We start from the raw sequence: 19448 nt of genomic DNA, 5'->3' as shown, positions 1-19448 counted from the left end.
CCCCGAGAGTGGACGCCGGTCACTTGCACGCGGTGAGCGAGCAGGTCGCCTCGATCACCTCCTGGCCGTCCTGCACCCGGGCGATGTAGAAGGGCGCGTCGATCTGGTGGGCCACGCCGTAAACGCTCGCACCCGTCCACTTCAGCGTGCCCAGGATGCCCTGGTACTCCTTGATGCCCTCGAGCGCGGCGCGCACCTTGTCGGTGTCCGCCGCCGTGCCGGCCGACGCCATGGCCTGGAACAGCATGTGCGTGCCGTCGTAGAACGCGGGACTGAAGCCGTTCATGCGTTTCTTGTACTTGGCGAAGTAGCGGTCCGAATAGGCCTTGACGGCGGCGTTGGCCGGGTTGACCGGCGTGTTCACCAGCATGCCGTTGGTGGCGGCCGCTCCCGCCACGTTCACGATCTCGGGAGTGGCGGGGCCGCCGCTGCGGATGATCGCGCCCTTGAAGCCCAGCTCCCGCGCCTGCTTGACGATCAGGCCCGCGGTGCCGGGCGCATTGCCGTCCAGCTCGATCGCGTCCACACCCTTGGCCATCAGGCGCGTGAGCAGCGGCATCATGTCCACGCGCTCGCGCTCGAAGAATTCCTTGGCGTTGAGCTGGGCGCCGGCCTTGGCGTAGGCCTTCTCCAGGTCCTGTGCGATCTGCTGGCCGGTCTCGTCGTTGGGGAACAGGCCGCCCACCTTCTTCACGCCCTTGGCCTTCACGATCCAGTCGATCTGGGGCTGGGAGGTTTCCATCGTCGTCAGGTTGGGTCGGAAGTTGAACGGCTTGTCCTGCGCCAGCGCCTTGTCGGTGAAGCCCAGCGTGAGCATCACCACCTTGTTCTTGTTCACGATGGGCGAGACGGCCAGCGCGGCGGCGGAGCCGACCGGGCCGATGATGTACTGCACCTTGTCCTCGAAGATCAGGCGGTTGGCGGCCGTCACCGCCTCGCCGGCCTGGTACTTGTCGTCGTAGGCCACCACTTTCACCGGCCGCTTCTTGCCGCCCACCTCCAGCCCGCCCTTGGCGTTCACGTCGTCGGCGGCGAGTTCGGCCGCATACAGCATGGCCTGCCCCCAGGCCGCGCCCGCGCCCGACAGCGTGACGATGGCGCCGATCTTGATCTCTTCCTGTGCGGACGCGGTGCCTGCGAGGCACATCGCGGCGAGGGCTGCGGCGGTGGCGAAGGTCTTCTTCATGGTGGTCTCCTGGAATGGTTGTTGTGCGATCGACGGGAAAGGGAAATAAGGCAGGGGGAAACGCTTCAGCGCTGCGCGATCGCGTCCAGCACCGGGGTGATGTATTTCTTGAACTGCGCGGGGTTCTCGCTCATGGGAAAGTGCCCGAGCTCCTTCATCACCAAGGCCTGCGCGCCGGGAATGCCGCGCGCGGTGCGCAGCGTGTCCTCGGGGCTGCACGAGAAGTCGTATTCGCCGGTGAGCAGGTAGAGCGGTGTCGTCTGCGTGTCGATGCCGCCCAGCTTGCCGCGCAGGTCTGAATCGACGCGGTAGAAGTACAGGTCGCCGCGGAAGATGCCCGGGCCGCTCTGCTTGTATTGCCACAGCGTTTCGTGGCGGTACTGCGCGGGGCTCTGCGGCGCGACCAGGCCCGAGACCAGCGCCGCGCAGACCTCGCCGCCATGCACGTCGGGGCGGTCCAGCCAGCTCGTGTCGTACCAGGGCTGCTGGTGGTCGGCGCCCTCCAGGCCGATGAGCGCGCGGAACTCCGGCCCGTGGGCATGGGCCAGCTGCAGCACGATGCGCCCGCCGATCGAGCAGCCCATGACCACCGGCCGGTCCAGCTCCAGCGCGGCGATGAAGGCGCGGATGGTCGCCACGTAGCGCTCGGTGGTCAGTTCGTAGTCGCGGTCCTGGAAGCCGACGGGCGGATACGACTTGCCGTGCCACGGCATGTCGAACGCGATCACGCGAAAGCGAGAGGTGATGTCTTCGTCGCACAGCATGTGGCGGAACTGCCGGCCGTCCGATCCGGCGGTGTGCAGGCAGAGCAGGGGAATGCCCTGGCCGCATTCCTCGAAGTACACGCGGCAGCTCTCGCCCAGGATGTCGAAATGCACGTACCGGCCGGTGATGGGTTCCAGGGTGGCTTTCATTGCAGATCCTCGCTCGGGGTTCAGTGGGCGGGCGCCTGGCGCGGCAGGGCCAGGACGTCCTTCAGATACTGGAGGTGGGCGAACAGCACGTGCGAGTCGCCCTCGATGGTCATGGCGCCGCGCTTGGTCAGCGCGAAGAGGTCGTGCCAGCCGGGCCGGGGCATCGGCTCCCACAGGGCCGCCCAGGCCTCCTGCGTGGCGCGGATCACCAGGTCGGCCGGCGCGAACAGGGGCATCTGCGCCTGCAGGCTGTCGACCCTGCCGGCGCGGATGCGCAGCAGGTAGGGCGCGTCGCCCACCACCACCTTCAGGTCGGCGGTGAGGTGGCGGCCCCGATGCACCAGCCGGGCATCGGCGTTCGCGCGCTGCGCGATGGATTCGAAGCGCTGCTGCAGGGATTCGGTCATGGCGCGGTCCTTTCGTGTCGTTGTCAGTCCGCGCCCACGCCGATGGGGCTGGGCAGGCGCTTCTCGGTGTTGTGGCGCAGCAGGGCGGCGGTGCGGAAGATGCCGTGGGCGAACTTGCCGTAGGGCAGGGTGGCGAAGAAGGCGATCACGGCGCCCAGGTGCAGGCACAGCAGCAGGGCCAGCGCCGGGGTGCTGCGGCCGAGCCAGAGCGCCATGCCGCTGGCGGCCACCAGGAACAGCAGGGCGATGAAGCCCAGGTCCATGGGCTGCTGCCTTGCGTCGCCGTGCTGCGGGTGGCGGGCGCGGCGCAGCGTCCAGAGGCCCGCGGTGCCCGCCATCAGCGCCACGCCGCCCACGGCGCCCAGCAGCTTGGGCAGGCTGGGCAGCTCGTAGGGCGCGACCCAGCCGAAGGCGTAGTGGTAGACCGTGCCCAGCGACGTGGCGGCGAAGCACAGCAAAAAGCCGTAGAAGGTCAGGTGGTGGAAGCGCCGGCGCTTCAGGGTGTAGGCATCGTCTTCTTCGTGGCAGCCTTCGCCGTGGCCGCCGCCCAGGTATTTGAGGCGCAGCACGTCGGAGGCGGCCTCGGCGGCGGCGGGCGCGCCCACGTCCGCGCCGCTGGTGGCGGGCTTCACATCCTTCCAGAACCGGCGCACGCCCATCGCCAGCGCGAACACGGCAAAAAGGAACACCGGCGCGAAGATCCCCACCAGCAGGTTGTGCGGGAACAGGTGGTAGAAGTTGTTGCCCAGCCCGTCGCTCCAGAGCCGCGCCACGCCGCCCTGCAGCGCCACCGCCAGCGCCAGGAAGAGGAACAGGCCCGCCGCCAGCGCCAGCGACAGCGTGAGGCCGTTGCGCTGGTAGAGCCGGCCTAGCGCGGGCGGCCAGGCGTAGTCCGCGTAGGTCTGGCCGCGCACCTCGGCCATGGCCTTCGGGATGTTCACGGCGAATTCGTGCGGCGGCGCGTACTGGCAGGCGTGCAGGCAGGCCCCGCAGTTGTGGCACAGGTTGGCCAGGTAGTGCACGTCGGCCTTGCCGAACTCCAGCCGCCGCGTCATGGCGGGGAACACCGCGCAAAAGCCCTCGCAGTAGCGGCAGGCATTGCAGATCTGCAGCGCGCGCGCCACCTCGGCCTCGGAGGCGCTCTCGGTCGGTGCGGGACGGATCGGGATCACCCGGCGCGCGGCGGGCATGCGATCCTGGGCCTCTGGGGCCATCGTGTTCTGGTTCTGCATGTCAGCTCTCGTCGTTCACTGCGCCGCGCGCGGCGGGCTTGCCGGCCGCGGCGAGCGCGGCGTTGCGCCCCGCGATGCGGCCGAAGGCGGTGCCGATGGACATGCCCACGCCGGCCGTGTAGCCCTTGCCCAGCACGTTGCCGGCCATCATTTCGCCGGCCACGAACAGGTTGGTGCTGGCCCGGCCGCCAAAGTGCACGGCGGCGGTGTCGTTGGTCTTCAGGCCCAGGTAGGTGAAGGTCACGCCGGGCCGCAGCGCATAGCCGTAGAAGGGCGCGGTGTCGATGGGGCGGGCCCAGTGCGTCTTGGCGGGCGCCACGCCGTCGGTGCGGCAGTCGTCCAGCGCCGTGTGGTCGAAAGTCCCCGGCCGGCAGCCGGCGTTGTAGGCGCCCAGCGTCTGCATGAACCGCCCCACGTCCAGGCCGAGCTTGTGCGCGAGCTCGGGCAGCGAATCGGCCTGCTCGCCCGGGAACACCGGCGGCATGAAGCGGCCGATGGCCTTGGCGTCGATGACCGAATAGGCAATCTGGCCCGGCTGCTGGGCCACGAGGCGGCCCCAGATGGCGTAGCGCTTGGGCCAGAAATCCTCGCCCTCGTCGTAGAAGCGCTGCGCGTCCCGGTTGACCACCACGCCGAGCGAGACGCAGTCGATGCGGGTGCAGATGCCGCCGTCGTAGAGCGGCGCGCGCGCATCGATCGCCACCATGTGCGCCTGGGTCGGGTCGCCGATCCCGTCGGCCTGCTGCGCCTCGAGCATGTGCCGCAGCAGCACGCCCTGGTTGAAGGCCGTGCCGCGGATCAGGAAGTTGTCGGCCGGCCATTCGCCGCGCTCGTTCTGGCCCCAGGCCTCGCGCAGCCATTCGCGGTTGGACTCGAAGCCGCCCGCGGCCAGCACGCAGCTGCGCGCCGTGATCCGCTGGTCGCCCACCCAGGCCGCCTGGAAGGCGCCGCGCTCGATCTCCAGCCGGTCCACCGGGGCCCGGTAGCGCACCTGCACGCCCAGCGCCTCGGCGCTGCGGAAGTACGCATTCACCAGCGCCTTGCCGCCGCCCATGAAGAAGGCATTAGTGCGCGCCACGTGCAGCGCGCCCGACAGCGGCGGCTGGAAGTGCACGCCGTGCCGGCGCATCCAGCCCCGGCAGGTGGAGGAGGCGCGGATCACCAAGCGGGCCAGGTGCTCGTCGGTCAGGCCGCCCGTCACCTTGAGCAGGTCCTGCCAGAACTCTTCTTCGGGATAGGCTTCGACCAGCACGTCCTGCGGCGCATCGTGCATGCAGCGCAGGTTGCGGGTGTGGGCCGAATTGCCGCCCCGCCAGTCGCGCGGGGCCGATTCCAGCAGCAGCACGCGGGCGCCGGCTTCGCGCGCCATCAGCGCGGCGCACAGTGCTGCGTTGCCGCCACCGATCACCAGCACATCGGTGTCGAAGTTGTCTCTTGTCATTGTGGGCAGCGACGGGCGTGGCCGGCCGCAGTTCAGCGTTTCGTGGGGTTGCGCTGGACTATAGGAATCGCTGCCGCCCCTGGGCAGGGGCCGTTCGCTATGGGGGTATCACGTGCCGTGATGGGTCGGTCAGTGCAGGGCCGCGCCGATCCAGTGGCCCGACTTCACCAGCTGCCTGGCACAGTCCAGCAGCACCACACGGGCGGCCAGGCCGGCGGGGGAGAGTTCGTCGTCCGACAGGCTGCAGAGCGCGGCGTCGCGGCGGACCTGGTCGTCGGCCAGCTCGGACCACTGGAAGCGTTCACCGGCGTCGCGGTACAGCGCCACGGCGGACCAGGGCTGCACCGTCGCGCCGAAGCCCGCGCCGACCGCCTCCATCAGCAAGGGCAGGGAATCGATCTCCATCGCCATGGTCGGCTGCACCCCCGCCGTGGCGAATGCCGCCGTCACCGTGCTGCGCAGGCCGTGGCTGCCGGAGGGTAGGATGAGCGGCACGCCGCAGAGCCGGGCGAGGCGCACCGGATCGGCATGCGTGATGCCGGGCGCCACCGGGCGGCCGCGCGACTGGATGAGAAAGAGGCGTTCCTGCAGCAGCGGCGTGATGGACCACCGCCGCGCGCTGTGCGTGTCGAACAGGATGGCCAGGTCCAGCTGCCGGGCGTTGAGCAGGCCCGTCAGGTGCCCGGAGAGCGCCGAGACGATGTGCATGCGCACGTCGGGATAGCGCTCCTGCATGGCGCGCATCAGCGGCAGCCCCAGCACCGAGGCGATGGAGGGCGGCAGCCCGATGCTCACGGCCCCGGACAGGCGCGCCTGCTGGGCCGCCAGCACCGCCTGGTCGGCATGCCGCAGGGTGAGCTGCGCTTCGTGGAAGAACGCCTGGCCCGCCTGCGTGGGCACCACGCCTCGGGGCGTGCGCTGCAGCAGGCGCGTGGACAGCTCGGACTCGAGCCGGCTGATCTGCTGGCTGAGTGCCGACTGCACCATGTCCAGGTCCAGCGCGGCGCGGCTGATCGAGCCCAGCTCGACGGTACGCACGAAGGTGCGGAGTTGTCTCAGTTCCATCTTGACGGGGGTGGGAAGGCGGGGCTGGCGGGCCCCCGGGGCGCTGTTTTCAAGCCAAATGGGCCTCTCGCGCTTGTCCAATAAGGGCCTTGTGCTATCAATACGATAGCAATCGAGTTTCCGCCCTGGCCCCGACTCTATCGCGCCGACGCGCCCCGCAGCATGCGCAGCCCGTTGGCCACCACCAGCAGGCTGGCGCCCATGTCGGCGAACACAGCCATCCACATGGTGGCGTGGCCGGCCAGCGCCAGTCCGAAGAACACCAGCTTGATGCCCAGCGAGAGCGCGATGTTCTGCCACAGCACGGCATGCGTGCGGCGCGACAGGCGCACGGTCTCGGCCACGCGGCGCAGGTCGTCGTTCATGATGACCACGTCGGCGGTTTCCATCGCCACGTCGGTGCCGGCGGCGCCCATGGCGAAGCCGACGTCGGCCCGCGCCAGCGCCGGCGCGTCGTTGATGCCGTCGCCCGCCATGGCGGTGGCGCCGTGCCGCTGCTGCAGCGCGGCGATGGCCGTGAGCTTCTGCTCGGGCAGCAGGCCGGCGTGCACCTCGGTGATGCCGGCTTCGCGGGCGGCGGCGTGCGCGGCGGCGGCATGGTCGCCAGTCAGCATGACGGGCACGATGCCGAGGGCGCGCAGCTCGGCCACCGCCTGGGCGGCCTGCGGGCGCAGCGTGTCCGACACGGCGAAGAGGGCGCGCACCGCGTGGCCGTCGGCCAGCAGGGTGACGCTGCGGCCATCGTCCTCGTGCGCGGCGGCGGCCGCTTCCACCTCGGGCGTCCAGAGGCCGCGCTCCTGCATCAGCCGGCGGTTGCCCAGCACCCAGGTGGCGCCGCCCACCCGGCCGGACACCCCCCGGCCGGGCAGGGCGGAGAAATCCTGCACCTCGGGCAGATCGGCGGGCGCGTGGCCTGCCGCTGGCGCGGCCGCCGCCAGGCCCGCGGCGATGGCCCGGGAAACCGGGTGGTCGGAGCGGCGGGCGAGCGCCAGCGTCACGTCGCCCGCTGCATCGGCGCCGAAGGCGCGGCGGGCCACCAGCACCGGCCGCCCGGCCGTCACGGTGCCTGTCTTGTCGAACGCGACGGCGCGGATGCCCCGGGCCTGCTCCAGCCAGGTCCCGCCCTTGATGAGAATGCCGCGCCGCGCGGCCGCCGCCAGCCCGCTGACCACCGTGACGGGCGTGGACAGCACCAGCGCGCACGGGCAGGCGATGACCAGCAGCACCAGCGCGCGGTAGATGGCGTCCAGCCAGGTCCAGCCGAGCAGCAGCGGCGCGCCCACGGCCACCAGCACCGCGCCCACGAAGACGGCCGGGGTGTAGAGGGCGGCGAAGCGGTCGACGAAGCGCTGGGTGGGCGCGCGCGTCGCCTGGGCCTCCTCGACGGCGCGGATGATGCGGTCCAGCGTGGTCTGGCCGGCGGCGGCGGTCACGCGGAACTGCAGCTCGGCCTGGGCGTTCAGCGTGCCGGCGAAGAGGGCGTCGCCCGGGGCCTTGTCCACCGCCAGGCTCTCGCCGGTGACGCTGGATTCGTCCACCGCGCCACGGCCGGCGGTCACCACGCCGTCCAGCGGCACGCGGGCGCCCGGGCGAATGCGCACGGTGCCGCCCACCGGCACCTCGGCCGCCGGCACCGTGCGCCATTGGCCGTCGTCGCCGCGCAGGTCGGCCTGCTCGGGGCTGAGCGCCAGCAGCGCGCCGATGGCGTTGCGCGCCCGGCCCACGGCCCCGTCCTCGATGCGCTCGGCCAGCGCGTAGAGCGCCATCACCATGGCGGCCTCCGGCCACTGGCCGATCGCGAAGGCGCCGGTGACGGCCACGGCCATCAGCGCGCTGATGCCCAGCTGACCGCGCAGCAGGGAGCGCAGGCCGCTGCGGTAGATGCCCAGGCCCGCCAGCACGATGGCGACCGCGGCCACGGCCATGCCCGCGATGCGCCAGGCGGTCGTGTCCGGCCCCAGCAGATGCAGCAGCTCGGCTGCCAGGGCCAGGAGCAGTGCGGCGGCCAGCCGGCCCCAGCCGGGCAGGGCGCCATGGTCGTGGCCGTCATGGCCGCCATGCTGGTCGCCCGCATGGCTGGCGGGCGCATCGCCGTGGCCGTGGCCGTGGTCATGGTCATGGTCATGATCGTGATCGTGATCTTTATCCCGACCCGCAGGCCCGGCCTGGCGGGTGGCAGCGGGCCTGGCGCTCGCCGGAGCCGGGCTGGTGGAACAGCCGCGGCCGCAGCACGACACCTCGATGCGAGGCTGTCGGGCGGCGGCCGGGGGCGTGGTCGGGCGGGGCGATGTCATGGTGGGGCGGTCCTTTGGGTGCGGTAACTGTTGCGCTGGCCGCCCGAAGCGGGAACGGGAGAGGCGGGCGGCGGCGCGATGGCATGATTGAAAACCTTGAAGCCACTCGAAGGTCAAGCGATGCCCGCGCCAAGCCCCCACCACCGTATCGGAGATGCCGCCCGCCTGTCGGGCGTGTCGGCCGCGAACATCCGCTACTACGACAAGGAAGGCCTGCTGCCCGCGCCGGCGCGGGGGGACAACCAGTACCGCCTCTACACCGACGACGAGGTGCACCGGCTGCGCTTCATCCGCCTTTGCCGGGCCATGGACATGTCGCTGGACGAAGTGCGCTCGCTGCTGGCGCTGGACGTGCGCAGCCCCGAGGCGGACCATGCCGCCTGTGCCACGCTGGACGAGCATCTGTCGCACGTGCGCACCCGGCTCGAGGAGCTGCGCGTGCTGGAGGCCGAGCTGCTGTCGCTGCGCGGGCGCTGCAACGGCGAGGGTGCGCACTGCCGGGTGATCGAGGCGCTGCACGAGCGCGCCGACGCCCAGCCCGCGCCCGCGCCGGGCCCGGCCAGCCGCCGGCACGTGTGAGCGCCCCCGCCGAATTGCTATGAAAATGATAGCTATAGGCGCCCTGTGCGAAAGCGCCGCTGGCACTTTTGACCATGAGGCATGCACTGCTCGCCTATGATCGCCCGATGATCCCCAGCCCGCTTCTCGCCCTCACGCTGACCGAGCGCATCGGCCAGGCCGTACGGCGGCGGGCGCTGGCCTGGTGGCGCATCGTCTACCTGGGGGCCGTCGTGCTGGTGCTGATGCTGTCGCCCTCGAGCTGGAGCCGCAGCGCCCGCTGGCGGCTGGCGCGGCAGGTGTACCAGGGCACGGCGCCCATCCTGCTGGGCTTCACGGTGCTGGCGGCGCTCATCAGCCTGGTCATCACGCGCATCGTGGTGGTGACGGCGCTGAGCTACGGGCTGTCGCGCTACGCCCTCGAGATGGTGATCCGCGTGCTGGTGCTGGAGCTGATCCCGCTCACCGCCGCGCTGTTCGTCGCCATGCGCGCCACCATTCCCAGCGGTACCCAGCTGGCGCTGCTGCGGCAGTCCGGCAGGCTGGCGGCGCTCGCCGCGCACGGCGCCGACCCGGTGCGCGTGGAGGTGCTGCCCTGCGTGGTGGCGGGCGTGTATGCGAGCATCACGCTGGCGGCGCTGTCGTGCGTGGTGGCGCTGGTCATGGCCTACCTCGGCGTCTATGGCTTCAACACGTCGGAACTGCCGGGCTACACCCGCATGTTCGGCCAGGTCTTCACGCCGCAGATCACGCTGGTGTTCGTGCTCAAGACCCTGTTCTTCAGCCTGGCGGTGGCGCTGATCCCCACGGCGGCGGGCCTCTATGAAACCGGCCAGCCGCGCACCGCGATGCAACCCGCCTCGGAACTCGGCGGCCTGGCGCGCATGTTCGCCGTGCTGCTGCTGATCGAGATCGCGTCGCTGGTGGGCAACTATTACTGACGCCTCAACGCCTTTTGCGATGACACCCCACGACCCCGATCCCCGCGAAGTTCCCCCGCCGCCCACCGATGAACTGCTGCTGCGCCCCGTGGCGCACATGGAGCGCAAGGCGGCCGCGCTGCTGGTCCTTACGCTGGCGCTCGTGATCGGCGCGGCGCTCTACCTGCTCTATGCGCGGGGCGTGTTCGAGCCCACGCAGCGCCTGGTGCTCACCGCCGACGATTCGGAGGGCGTGGCCGTCGGCATGGACATGACCTTCTCCGGCTTTCCCATCGGCCGGGTGCGGGCCATTGAGCTGGCGCAAGGCGGCGACGTGCGCATCCTCATCGACGTGGCGCGGCGCGACGCGCACTGGCTGCGCCAATCCAGCGTGTTCACTCTGGTGCGCGGCATCGTGGGCGGCACCACCATCAAGGCCTACAGCGGCATCCTCGCCGACCCGCCGCTGCAGGACGGCGCAGAGCGGCCGGTGCTGCGCGGCGACGCCACCGCCGAGATCCCGCAGCTGATGGCGTCGGCCCGCGAGCTGCTGGGCAACCTGAACGCCATCACCGCCGAGGGCGCCGCGCTCAGCGGCACGGTGGCGAACGTGCGCACGCTGACCGAGCGGCTCAACGCGCCGGGCGGCGCGCTGGGTGTGCTGATGGGCAACGCCCAGGATGCCGCCAAGATCACGCGCACGCTCGACCGCACGAACCAGCTGCTGGCCCGCATCGATGGCATGGCCGCAAAGGCCGACCGGCAGGTCTTCGGCGCGGCGGGCGACTCAGGACTGGTGCCCGAGGTACGCGCAACGGTGGTGCAGCTGAACGGCCTGCTGGCCGACACGCGCCAGAGCCTGAAGAAGGTGGACGCGGTGCTGGCCGAGGCGCAGGCCATCGGTGCCAACACCCGCGCGGCCACCGACGACCTGGGCACGCTGCGCGCCGAGGTCGAAGCCAACCTGCGCAGGGTGGAAAACCTGGTGGGCGACATCCAGCGCAAATGGCCGTTTGCGCGTGACACCGAACTGAAGCTGCCATGACCCCGAACCGCCCGACCTCGTTCTTTCGCGCCGGGGCGGCAGGCTCGCGTGCCGCGTGGCCCCTGCTGCTGGCAGCTGCCCTGGCGGCCTGCGGCAGCCGCCCGGCGGCGCCCGACTGGGAGCTGAACGCCCATGCGTCCGCCACCAGGGCCACGGAGGCCTACCTGTCAGGCGACACGCGGGTGGCCGAGCTGGAGTGGTCACGTGCGCGCGGCGAAATCGCCCGCACCGGCCGGCCCGACCTGCTGGCGCGGCTGGAGTTGCTGCGTTGCGCCGCGCAGCGTGCGGCGCTGGATCTTTCGGCATGCGCGGCTTTCGAGGCGCTGCGTGCCGACGCGCAGCCCGCCGAGCGCGCCTATGCCGATTACCTGGCCGGGCGCATCGCGCCGGGCGAGCTGGCTCTGCTGCCGGCGGCGCAGCGCCAGGCGGCGGCAGCGCCTGGCGATGCGCGGGTGCTTCGCGGCATCAACGATCCGCTGTCGCGGCTCGTGGCGGGGTCGGCCGCCGTGGGTGCTGCCGCAGCGGGCGACGACACGGTGGCGTTGGCCGTCGGCACGGCATCACAGCAGGGTTGGCGCCGTGCGCTGCTGGCGTGGCTGGGTCTGCAGGTCAGGCAGGCGCAGGCGGCGGGCGATGCAGTCGGGGCGGCCGCCGCGCAAAGGCGCATCGACGTGGTACTTCAGCAGGGGGCACCTGGCCGCTGAATGGGCCCTGGCGCGACGGCAAGGTGCCGCGCTGGGCGGCGGGCTGCTCGCAGGCTGGTGGAGCGTGCCGAAGAGGGTGGGGTTGGTGGGCGGGGTCGCTCACCGAAAGGGGGACCGACCGAGGCCTGAGGCCTGGGTCACCGCTGGCTTTCGCCGCCGCTCAATGCACCGCGTCGACGGGAAAGATCGCGTCCAGGTGGTCGGGCAGCGTGACGAGAGAATCGGCCGCCTGCACCGCCTCGTCGGGCACCAGCGTCATGGCCGTGGCGGCAACCGCCAGCAGCACGGTGACGGTGAAAGCGGTGAAATCGCGAAGTCCGGATGGAAGGCGTTTCATGGCGGTGTCCTGACGATGGAAGTGAAGGGTGGAAGGGGGAGCGCTGGCGCTGAATGAATTAAAAGCGAACCCGCCCCCTGAAAATGTCGGACAAAGCCATGGTGAAGCGTGCGGCAAGTCAATTTACCTTTGGTTGCCGTATTTTGGAATCCGTTGACGCGCAATCGCGGGTGGTTGGACCCGCACGCCACACCGTCAGGCGGGGTGCAGCGCCCGCGCCAGTGCCGACGCGGTGAGGGGCCGGCCCGCCGGCCATCCGTCGGCGACCTCGCCATGCAGCCAGCAGGCCTGCACCGCAGCGTCGAATGCCGCCGCGCCGTCCCGTTCTATGGCCGGCTGGGCGGCGAGCCGCGCGCCCAGCAGGCCGGCCAGCACGTCGCCCGTGCCGCCCGTGGCCAGCAGGCCGTTGCCGGTGGGGTTGATTCGGGGCGTCTGGCCGGGCGCGGCCACCACCGTGCCCGACCCCTTCAGCACCACGGCGCAGCTAAACGCCACTGCCAGGCCGTGAGCGGCCCCCAGGCGGTCGCCCTGCACCTGCCGGGTGTCGCTGCCCAGCAGGCGGGCGGCCTCCAGCGGATGGGGAGTCAGCACCGTGGCGCCGCTGCCCCAGCGGTCCGCCCGCCCGGCCAGCGCGGCCTGAAGCGCCGGGTCTTTCGCCACGGCATTGAGCGCGTCCGCATCGAGCACCAGCCGGCGCGCCTCGTTCAACACGGCAGGCAGCACGCCCTGCACCGCGTCGCCGCCGCCGCAGCCGCACACCACCGTGGCGGTGTCCAGCGCCAGCGCGTCGAAGCGCCGGAGCATGCATTCCGGTTGCAGCGCATCGACCTGCAGCGCGCCGCCGTCCAGCAGCGCCAGCATCACCCGCCCGGCGCCGCCATGCAGCGCGGCCGACGCGGCCAGCAGCGCCGCCCCCGTCATGCCCAGGCCACGGGCCTGCAGCCCCTCGCCGCCGACGATGGCCACGTCGCCGAAGCTGCCCTTGTGGCTGGCATGCGCCCGCGGCCCGCTGGCCGGCGGGGCGGACAGCAGCGCGCAGGGCGGCTCCGCCAGGGTGTCGATGCCGAGGTCGTCCCGCCACACCGTACCGGCCACGTCGCGGCCCACCCCGGTGAAGAGGCCCGGCTTGAGCGTCAGCAGGGACAGGGTGTGCCGGGCCGAGCGAGGCCGCTCTTCGGCAGGCTCCAGTCCCGCGGCGAACTGGCCCGTGTCGGCGATGAGGCCGGAGGGCAGGTCCACGCACAGCACGGGCGCGGTGGCCGCCTGCACGCGGCGCAGCAGCCGCTGCAGTTCGCTGGCGACCGGTCGGCTGCGCGGCGCGCTGGACAGGCCGATGCCGAGCAGGGCGTCGATGCAGAGATCCTGCGGGCCGAGGTCTTCGGGCGCGTCGGGCAGGAAGGCCACGCCCGCGTCGCGGGCCCGCCGCCACGACGCGAGCGCATCGGGCGGCGCGGTCTGCGGCGTCCCCGCCCAGGTGACCGCCACCTGGTAGCCCGCATGTCGCAGGTGCATCGCCGCTTCGAGGCCGTCACCGCCGTTGTTGCCGGCCCCGCACGCCAGCCACACGGTGCGGGCGTGCGGCGCCACGGCCTGGGCCAGCCGGGCGACGGCCAGGCCGGCGCGCTGCATCAGGGCGTGGGGCGCCGCGCTGGCGGCGGACGCCTCCAGGCGGCGCGTGCCGGCCGCATCGTGAAGGGGGTGGGGCTGCTGGAGGGTGACGCGCTGGAGCATGCGCCCATTGTGGCGGCCGTGGGCAGCGCCGGCCCCGGGGGAGGGCGCCCGGCGGTGAGAGGCCCCTGGCAGCCGCCTGTCAGAAGCGGCGCATCGCCAGTGCCTGCACGTCCACTCCGGGTTCGCGCTGCGCCAGCAGGTCGGCCACGATGCGCGCGCTGCCGCAGGCCTGCGCCCAGCCCGCCGCACCGTGGCCCGCGTTGACCCACACCCCCGGCATGCCGCTGGCCCCGATCACCGGTGCGCCGTCGGGCAGCATGGGCCGCGCGCCGCGCCACACCTGCACCTGCGCCGACGACAGCTGCGCGCCGCCCGGAAACCAGCCCGAGAGCGTGTGGTAGAGCTTCTGGAGGGTGGGCGCGTGGTGCTCCGGCTCTGCCGCGCTGCCGCTCTGGCCCAGTTCCGCGCCGCCTGCCACGCGCACGCGCTGGCCTTGCCGGGTGATGGTCACGCGGTGGTGCGGATCGATGATGGCGCCCTGCGGCGCGTGGCACTCGTCGCGCACCGGGGCGCTGATCGAATAGCCGTGCAGCGCCTTGAGCGGCAGCGCCGCGCCCAGCGGCCGCAAAAGGGCGGCGGTCGCCGTGCCCGCGCACAGCACGACGGCATCGAAGCGGCGCACCGCGCCGGCGGCGTCGCCCGCGATGCGCAGGCTGGTCGGTGCCGAGCCCACCGCCTGCACACGCGCCTGGAAGACGAACCGGGCGCCGCGTTCCTGCGCGGCATAGCGCAGCATCTGGGCGAACAGCCGGCAATTGCCGGATTCGCCCTCCGGCGTGTGCAGCGCGCCGGCCAGCGGCAGCTCGGGGCCGAGGCCGGGCTCGATCAGCCGGGCGGTGTCGGCATCGACCGCGTTGACGACCACGCCCGCTTCGCGCAGCGCCTGCAGCGCGGGCTCCAGCCGCGCCTGTTCCTGCGCGGTGCGCAGCAGCAAGAGGGTGCCCCGGCTGGTTTCGGCGTCCATGCCCATGTCGGCGGCGGCCTGGCGGGTGCGCGCCAGGCTGTACTGGCCCAGCCGCGCCAGTGCCGCCAGGGTGGCAGGTGCGTTGGGCGAGCGCGCTGCGCGCCGCCATTGCCAGAGCCAGGCCAAGTCGGTGCGCCCGGTGCCGCCCGCCAGCCGCAGCGTGGCCTGGGCACCCCAGAGCTGTCGCCGCAGCCCGCCTTCCAGGCTCGGGGCGGCCCAGGGAATCAGCAGCGCGGGCGACAGCAGGCCCGCGTTGGCGAAGCTGGCTTCTTCGGCCGCGGCGCTGCGCTGCTCGAAAACGGTGACGTCGTGGCCGTCGATGGCGAGTTCATGGGCGGTGGCGGCGCCGACAATGCCGGCACCGACGATAGCGATCTGCATGGCTGGGGATTATCCGGCCTGCAGCGCCCGTTGCATGGGCATGGGCAGCTATTGTTTTGGGAGTGGCCCGCCCAGCCCGCGCGGGGCCGGCGGCTGAATGAGCGGCTGCCTCTGTGCTAGAATCCCATGGTTTTGCCGATGACCGCGGGCCGTGAGGGCTTCGCGGCATCTGGCAAGACCAATCGCAAACCAGCCCCTCCAAGGTGTCACGCCTTGCCGCTTTCGCGGCGCCCTGCGCGTGAAGTCGGGGCTGGATTTAAGACCCAACCTTTTGGAGAATCACATGTCCGTCACCATGCGCGAAATGCTGGAAGCCGGTGTCCACTTCGGCCACCAAACCCGCTTCTGGAACCCCAAGATGGCCCCGTACATCTTCGGCCATCGCAACAAGATCCACATCATCAACCTGGAAAAGTCGCTCCCGCTGTTCCAGGAAGCACAAAAGTTCGCCAAGCAGCTGGCTGCCAACCGCGGCACCATCCTGATGGTCGGCACCAAGCGCCAGGCCCGCGAAATCCTGGCCACCGAAGCGCAACGCGCCGGCGTGCCCTTCGTCGACCAGCGCTGGCTGGGCGGCATGCTGACCAACTTCAAGACCGTCAAGACGTCGATCAAGCGCCTGAAGGACATGAAGGCCCAGCAGGAAGCCGGCCTCGACAGCCTGAGCAAGAAAGAGCAGCTGACGTTCAGCCGCGAAATCGCCAAGCTCGAGCGCGACATCGGCGGCATCCAGGACATGAACGCCCTGCCCGACGCCATCTTCATCATCGACGTCGGCTTCCACAAGATCGCCGTGGCCGAAGCCAAGAAGCTGGGCATCCCGCTGATCGGCGTGGTGGACTCCAACCACTCGCCTGAAGGCATCGACTACGTGATCCCCGGCAACGACGACTCGGCCAAGGCCGTGGCACTGTATGCCCGCGGTATCGCCGACGCGATCATCGAAGGCCGCAACGACGCCGTGAACGACGTGGCCAAGGCCGTGTCGAAGGAAGGCTCCGACGAATTCGTGGAAGTGGAAGAAACCGCTGCCTGATTTCCGGGCCACGCGATGCGTCGCGAAACAAAGCGGGGCCCCTGAGTGAGCCCCCTTTTTTTTAGCCTTTTATTCTGTAACGAACCGAACTGGATTGGAGAAAACCGATGGCTGCAATTACCGCAAGCATGGTGGCTGAACTGCGCGCGAAGACCGACGCGCCCATGATGGAATGCAAGAAGGCACTGACGGAAGCCGACGGCGACCTGGCCAAGGCCGAAGAGCTGCTGCGCGTCAAGCTGGGCACGAAGGCTGGCAAGGCCGCCTCGCGCATCACCGCTGAAGGCGTGGTCGCCAGCTACATCGACGGAACCACCGGCGGCCTGATCGAAGTGAACAGCGAGACCGACTTCGTGTCGAAGAACGACAGCTTCATCGCCCTGGCGAAGGCCGCTGCCGAACTGGTCGCCAAGCACAACCCTGCCGACGTGGCCGCCCTGGGCGCGCTGCCCTATAGCCAGGAAAGCTTCGGCCCCACGCTGGAAGAAGTCCGCAAGGGCCTGATCGGCAAGATCGGCGAGAACATGTCGTTCCGCCGCTTCAAGCACTTCTCCGGCTCCAGCAAGCTGGCTTCGTACCTGCACGGCACGCGCATCGGCGTGGTGGTCGAGTTCGAAGGCGACGACGTCGCCGCCAAGGACGTGGCCATGCACATCGCCGCCATGAAGCCCGTCGCCCTGACCAGCGCCGACGTGCCTGCCGACCTGATCGAAAAGGAACGCTCGGTCGCCGCCGCCAAGGCCGCAGAAGACAAGGCCAAGGCCCAGGCCGAAGGCAAGCCCGTGCAGTCCGACGAGATCGTGAACAAGCGCATCGAAGGCGGCGTGCAGAAGTACCTGAAGGAAGTCTCGCTGTTCGACCAGGTCTTCGTGAAGGCTGCCGACGGCAAGCAGACCGTGGGCCAGATGCTCAAGGCCGCCAACACCACCATTAAGGGCTTCACCCTGTACGTGGTCGGCGAAGGCATCGAAAAGAAGGTCGACGACTTCGCGGCGGAAGTGGCTGCGCAAGTGGCGGCTGCCAAGTCGGCCGCCTGATCCCGGCACGTTGCCCCGCCCCCTTTCAGAACCCGCATTGCCTCACGGAGAACCGCTCATGACCGTCGCCGCCCCAGCCCACAAGCGCATTCTGCTCAAGTTGTCTGGCGAGGCGCTCATGGGTGACGACGCGTTCGGCATCAACCGCGCCACCATCGTCCGCATGGTGGAGGAGATCGCCGAAGTCACCCGCATGGGTGTGCAGGTGGCGGTGGTCATTGGGGGCGGCAACATCTTTCGCGGCGTGGCCGGCGGCTCGGTCGGCATGGACCGTGCCACCGCCGACTACATGGGCATGCTCGCCACCGTGATGAACGCGCTGGCGCTGGCCGACGCGATGGACAAGCAGGGCCTCACGGCCCGCGTGATGTCCGCCATCGCCATCGAGCAGGTGGTCGAGCCCTACGTTCGGCCCAAGGCGCTGCAGTACCTGGAAGAGGGCAAGGTGGTGGTCTTCGCCGCCGGCACCGGCAACCCCTTCTTCACCACCGACACGGCCGCGGCCCTGCGCGGTGCCGAGATCGGCGCCGAGGTGGTGCTGAAGGCCACCAAGGTGGACGGCGTCTACACGGCCGATCCCAAGAAGGATCCGTCCGCCACCCGCTACACCCAGCTGACGTTCGACGAAGCCATGTCGCGCAACCTGGGCATTCTGGACGCCACCGCGTTCGCGCTGTGCCGCGACCAGAAGCTGCCGATCCGCGTGTTCTCCATCATCAAGCACGGCGCGCTCAAGCGCGTGGTGATGGGCGAGGACGAAGGCACGCTGGTGTACGCTTGACGGCTGGCCGGCGCTGCGGGCGCGGCCCTTTGCAGAGGAGAACGAAATGACGATTGCCGATATCAAGAACAATGTCGAGACCAAGATGGACCAGTCCATCGCGGCACTGAACAACAACCTGGGCAAGATCCGCACCGGCCGCGCCAACCCGGCGCTGCTGGACTCGGTGATGGTCGAGTACTACGGCTCCGCCGTGCCCCTGTCGCAGGTGGCCAACGTCTCGCTCATCGATTCGCGCACGATCAGCGTGCAGCCCTGGGAAAAGGGCATGGGCGCCAAGATCGAGAAGGCCATCCGCGAAAGCGACCTGGGCCTGAATCCCGCATCCATGGGCGATCTGATCCGCGTGCCGCTGCCGCCCATGAGCGAAGAGCGCCGCAAGGAAATGACCAAGCTGGTGCGCAACGAAGGCGAGGGCGCCAAGGTGGCGGTGCGCAACCTGCGCCGCGACGCGAACGAAAGCGTGAAGAAGCTTGTGAAGGACAAGCTGGCGTCCGAGGACGACCAGAAGCGCGCCGAAGCCGACGTGCAGAAGCTGACCGACAAGCACATCGCCGCGATCGACGCGCTGGTGAGCGCCAAGGAACAGGACATCATGGCGGTCTGACGCCTCGTGCGTCCGGCCGTTCTGCCTGCTTTCCTGCCATGGGTGCTCCCTCCCTGCCCACCGCGCCGTCCGGCGTTCCCGCGCACATCGCCATCGTGATGGACGGCAACGGCCGCTGGGCTACCCGCCGCTTCCTGCCGCGCCTGGCCGGCCACCGCCAGGGGGTCGAATCGCTGCGCCGCTGCGCGCGCGCGTGCGCCGACCGCGGCGTGTCGGTGCTGACGGTGTTCGCCTTCTCGTCCGAGAACTGGAACCGCCCGGCCGACGAGGTGTCCGGGCTGCTGGACCTTGTCGCCCGGGCCTTGTCGCGGGAGGTGCCGCACCTGCTGAAGGACGGCGTTCGCCTGCACTTCGTGGGCGACAAGGAGAGCCTGTCCGAGAAGGTCCGTCTGGGGCTTTGCGAGGCCGAGCGCGCCACGGCGCACAACCAGCGGCTGGTGCTCAACGTGTGCTTCAACTATGGCGGCCGCTGGGACATCGCCCAGGCGGCGGCCACGCTGGCCGCGCGCGGCGAGCCCATCACCGAGGCGAGCCTGCATACCACCATGGGACTGGCCCACGTGCCGGACCCCGACCTCGTCATCCGCACTGGCGGTGAGATGCGCATCAGCAACTTTTTGCTGTGGCAGGCCGCGTATTCGGAGCTGTTCTTCAGCGACCGCCTGTGGCCCGACTTCGACGAGACGGCGCTCGATGAAGCCATCGCCTCGTTCGCTCGGCGCGAGCGGCGCTTCGGCCGCACCTCCGCGCAGGTCCTGAATGCGGCGGTGCCACGGACCGATCCGCTGCACGCCTGATTTTTCTTCCC

19 protein-coding genes are annotated in these 19448 nt (G+C 70.6%); 9 read left to right on the top strand and 10 right to left on the bottom strand.

The genetic code is table 11. The annotated features are described in order from the left end of the window. Window positions 1-19: 19 nt before the first annotated feature. The 7 genes from ABWV53_RS08010 to ABWV53_RS07980 all read right to left on the bottom strand — a co-directional run bounded on the left by ABWV53_RS08010 (window position 20) and on the right by ABWV53_RS07980 (window position 8539). On the bottom strand, window positions 20-1186 hold the full coding sequence (locus tag ABWV53_RS08010) for an ABC transporter substrate-binding protein (RefSeq protein ID WP_502903848.1): 1167 nt from the start codon (window positions 1184-1186) through the stop codon (window positions 20-22). A gap of 65 nt (window positions 1187-1251) precedes the next feature. Further along, window positions 1252-2100 carry an alpha/beta fold hydrolase gene (locus ABWV53_RS08005; RefSeq protein ID WP_353364685.1) on the bottom strand — a complete coding sequence of 283 codons (849 nt, stop codon included), beginning with the start codon at window positions 2098-2100 and terminating at the stop codon, window positions 1252-1254. A gap of 20 nt (window positions 2101-2120) precedes the next feature. Next, entirely contained in the window at window positions 2121-2507 is a 387-nt protein-coding gene (locus ABWV53_RS08000; protein ID WP_353364683.1) for a hypothetical protein, read from the bottom strand. Window positions 2508-2530: 23 nt separating this feature from the next. Beyond that, a complete protein-coding gene (gene tcuB / locus ABWV53_RS07995) occupies window positions 2531-3739 on the bottom strand; it encodes a tricarballylate utilization 4Fe-4S protein TcuB (RefSeq protein ID WP_353364681.1) in 1209 nt (402 codons plus the stop codon). 1 nt (window position 3740) lies between these two features. After that, window positions 3741-5180 (bottom strand): FAD-dependent tricarballylate dehydrogenase TcuA, encoded by a 1440-nt coding sequence (gene tcuA, locus ABWV53_RS07990; protein ID WP_353364679.1) that lies wholly within the window; start codon window positions 5178-5180, stop codon window positions 3741-3743. A gap of 129 nt (window positions 5181-5309) precedes the next feature. Next, the gene (locus tag ABWV53_RS07985) at window positions 5310-6245 is read right to left on the bottom strand and encodes a LysR substrate-binding domain-containing protein (RefSeq protein ID WP_353364677.1); all 936 of its coding nucleotides are present in this window, start codon (window positions 6243-6245) and stop codon (window positions 5310-5312) included. Between the two features lie 137 nt (window positions 6246-6382). After that, window positions 6383-8539, bottom strand: coding sequence for a heavy metal translocating P-type ATPase (locus ABWV53_RS07980; RefSeq protein ID WP_353364675.1), 2157 nt, complete (start codon window positions 8537-8539; stop codon window positions 6383-6385). A gap of 120 nt (window positions 8540-8659) precedes the next feature. On the opposite strand from ABWV53_RS07980, the gene ABWV53_RS07975 reads away from it, so the two are divergent. The 4 genes from ABWV53_RS07975 to ABWV53_RS07960 all read left to right on the top strand — a co-directional run bounded on the left by ABWV53_RS07975 (window position 8660) and on the right by ABWV53_RS07960 (window position 11766). Further along, the gene (locus ABWV53_RS07975; protein WP_353364673.1) at window positions 8660-9118 is read left to right on the top strand and encodes a Cd(II)/Pb(II)-responsive transcriptional regulator; all 459 of its coding nucleotides are present in this window, start codon (window positions 8660-8662) and stop codon (window positions 9116-9118) included. 107 nt (window positions 9119-9225) lie between these two features. Next, window positions 9226-10038 (top strand): MlaE family ABC transporter permease, encoded by an 813-nt coding sequence (locus tag ABWV53_RS07970; RefSeq protein ID WP_353366668.1) that lies wholly within the window; start codon window positions 9226-9228, stop codon window positions 10036-10038. Window positions 10039-10057: 19 nt separating this feature from the next. Continuing rightward, window positions 10058-11062 (top strand): MlaD family protein, encoded by a 1005-nt coding sequence (locus ABWV53_RS07965; RefSeq protein ID WP_353364671.1) that lies wholly within the window; start codon window positions 10058-10060, stop codon window positions 11060-11062. Further along, complete coding sequence (locus ABWV53_RS07960; RefSeq protein ID WP_353364669.1) at window positions 11059-11766, top strand: hypothetical protein; 708 nt, start codon at window positions 11059-11061, stop codon at window positions 11764-11766. The genes ABWV53_RS07965 and ABWV53_RS07960 overlap by 4 nt, the downstream gene beginning before the upstream one ends. A 160-nt stretch (window positions 11767-11926) precedes the next feature. On the opposite strand, the gene ABWV53_RS07955 is transcribed toward ABWV53_RS07960, so the two are convergent. From ABWV53_RS07955 to ABWV53_RS07945, 3 genes are all read right to left on the bottom strand, one after another. After that, complete coding sequence (locus tag ABWV53_RS07955; protein WP_353364667.1) at window positions 11927-12103, bottom strand: hypothetical protein; 177 nt, start codon at window positions 12101-12103, stop codon at window positions 11927-11929. Between the two features lie 195 nt (window positions 12104-12298). Then, entirely contained in the window at window positions 12299-13834 is a 1536-nt protein-coding gene (locus ABWV53_RS07950) for an NAD(P)H-hydrate dehydratase (protein ID WP_353364665.1), read from the bottom strand. A 79-nt stretch (window positions 13835-13913) separates the two neighbouring features. Continuing rightward, window positions 13914-15179 (bottom strand): FAD-dependent oxidoreductase, encoded by a 1266-nt coding sequence (locus ABWV53_RS07945; protein WP_353364663.1) that lies wholly within the window; start codon window positions 15177-15179, stop codon window positions 13914-13916. Window positions 15180-15462: 283 nt separating this feature from the next. Here ABWV53_RS07945 and rpsB point away from each other — a divergent pair, with 283 nt between their 5' ends. From rpsB to uppS, 5 genes are all read left to right on the top strand, one after another. Further along, window positions 15463-16215, top strand: coding sequence for a 30S ribosomal protein S2 (rpsB, locus tag ABWV53_RS07940; protein ID WP_056663881.1), 753 nt, complete (start codon window positions 15463-15465; stop codon window positions 16213-16215). Window positions 16216-16322: 107 nt separating this feature from the next. Beyond that, a complete protein-coding gene (gene tsf / locus ABWV53_RS07935; RefSeq protein ID WP_353364661.1) occupies window positions 16323-17252 on the top strand; it encodes a translation elongation factor Ts in 930 nt (309 codons plus the stop codon). Window positions 17253-17310: 58 nt separating this feature from the next. Next, window positions 17311-18033: a UMP kinase gene (pyrH, locus tag ABWV53_RS07930; RefSeq protein WP_353364659.1), complete on the top strand. Its 723-nt coding sequence runs from the start codon at window positions 17311-17313 to the stop codon at window positions 18031-18033. A gap of 46 nt (window positions 18034-18079) precedes the next feature. Beyond that, window positions 18080-18640, top strand: coding sequence for a ribosome recycling factor (frr, locus tag ABWV53_RS07925; protein ID WP_353364657.1), 561 nt, complete (start codon window positions 18080-18082; stop codon window positions 18638-18640). A gap of 38 nt (window positions 18641-18678) precedes the next feature. After that, window positions 18679-19437: a polyprenyl diphosphate synthase gene (gene uppS, locus ABWV53_RS07920; protein WP_353364655.1), complete on the top strand. Its 759-nt coding sequence runs from the start codon at window positions 18679-18681 to the stop codon at window positions 19435-19437. Window positions 19438-19448: the final 11 nt, after the last annotated feature.

Source organism: Acidovorax sp. FG27, assembly GCF_040365715.1.
Classification (GTDB): Bacteria; Pseudomonadota; Gammaproteobacteria; order Burkholderiales; family Burkholderiaceae_C; genus Paracidovorax.
This window is presented reverse-complemented; position numbering and strand designations above follow the sequence as displayed.

What these genes read in the sequence shown, in the direction of transcription:
- ABWV53_RS08010 (WP_502903848.1), bottom strand. Translation starts at nt 1,186, where the DNA reads ATGAAGAAGACCTTCGCCACCGCCGCAGCCCTCGCCGCGATGTGCCTC.
- ABWV53_RS08005 (WP_353364685.1), bottom strand. Translation starts at nt 2,100, where the DNA reads ATGAAAGCCACCCTGGAACCCATCACCGGCCGGTACGTGCATTTCGAC.
- ABWV53_RS08000 (WP_353364683.1), bottom strand. Translation starts at nt 2,507, where the DNA reads ATGACCGAATCCCTGCAGCAGCGCTTCGAATCCATCGCGCAGCGCGCG.
- tcuB (WP_353364681.1), bottom strand. Translation starts at nt 3,739, where the DNA reads ATGCAGAACCAGAACACGATGGCCCCAGAGGCCCAGGATCGCATGCCC.
- tcuA (WP_353364679.1), bottom strand. Translation starts at nt 5,180, where the DNA reads ATGACAAGAGACAACTTCGACACCGATGTGCTGGTGATCGGTGGCGGC.
- ABWV53_RS07985 (WP_353364677.1), bottom strand. Translation starts at nt 6,245, where the DNA reads ATGGAACTGAGACAACTCCGCACCTTCGTGCGTACCGTCGAGCTGGGC.
- ABWV53_RS07980 (WP_353364675.1), bottom strand. Translation starts at nt 8,539, where the DNA reads ATGACATCGCCCCGCCCGACCACGCCCCCGGCCGCCGCCCGACAGCCT.
- ABWV53_RS07975 (WP_353364673.1), top strand. Translation starts at nt 8,660, where the DNA reads ATGCCCGCGCCAAGCCCCCACCACCGTATCGGAGATGCCGCCCGCCTG.
- ABWV53_RS07970 (WP_353366668.1), top strand. Translation starts at nt 9,226, where the DNA reads ATGATCCCCAGCCCGCTTCTCGCCCTCACGCTGACCGAGCGCATCGGC.
- ABWV53_RS07965 (WP_353364671.1), top strand. Translation starts at nt 10,058, where the DNA reads ATGACACCCCACGACCCCGATCCCCGCGAAGTTCCCCCGCCGCCCACC.
- ABWV53_RS07960 (WP_353364669.1), top strand. Translation starts at nt 11,059, where the DNA reads ATGACCCCGAACCGCCCGACCTCGTTCTTTCGCGCCGGGGCGGCAGGC.
- ABWV53_RS07955 (WP_353364667.1), bottom strand. Translation starts at nt 12,103, where the DNA reads ATGAAACGCCTTCCATCCGGACTTCGCGATTTCACCGCTTTCACCGTC.
- ABWV53_RS07950 (WP_353364665.1), bottom strand. Translation starts at nt 13,834, where the DNA reads ATGCTCCAGCGCGTCACCCTCCAGCAGCCCCACCCCCTTCACGATGCG.
- ABWV53_RS07945 (WP_353364663.1), bottom strand. Translation starts at nt 15,179, where the DNA reads ATGCAGATCGCTATCGTCGGTGCCGGCATTGTCGGCGCCGCCACCGCC.
- rpsB (WP_056663881.1), top strand. Translation starts at nt 15,463, where the DNA reads ATGTCCGTCACCATGCGCGAAATGCTGGAAGCCGGTGTCCACTTCGGC.
- tsf (WP_353364661.1), top strand. Translation starts at nt 16,323, where the DNA reads ATGGCTGCAATTACCGCAAGCATGGTGGCTGAACTGCGCGCGAAGACC.
- pyrH (WP_353364659.1), top strand. Translation starts at nt 17,311, where the DNA reads ATGACCGTCGCCGCCCCAGCCCACAAGCGCATTCTGCTCAAGTTGTCT.
- frr (WP_353364657.1), top strand. Translation starts at nt 18,080, where the DNA reads ATGACGATTGCCGATATCAAGAACAATGTCGAGACCAAGATGGACCAG.
- uppS (WP_353364655.1), top strand. Translation starts at nt 18,679, where the DNA reads ATGGGTGCTCCCTCCCTGCCCACCGCGCCGTCCGGCGTTCCCGCGCAC.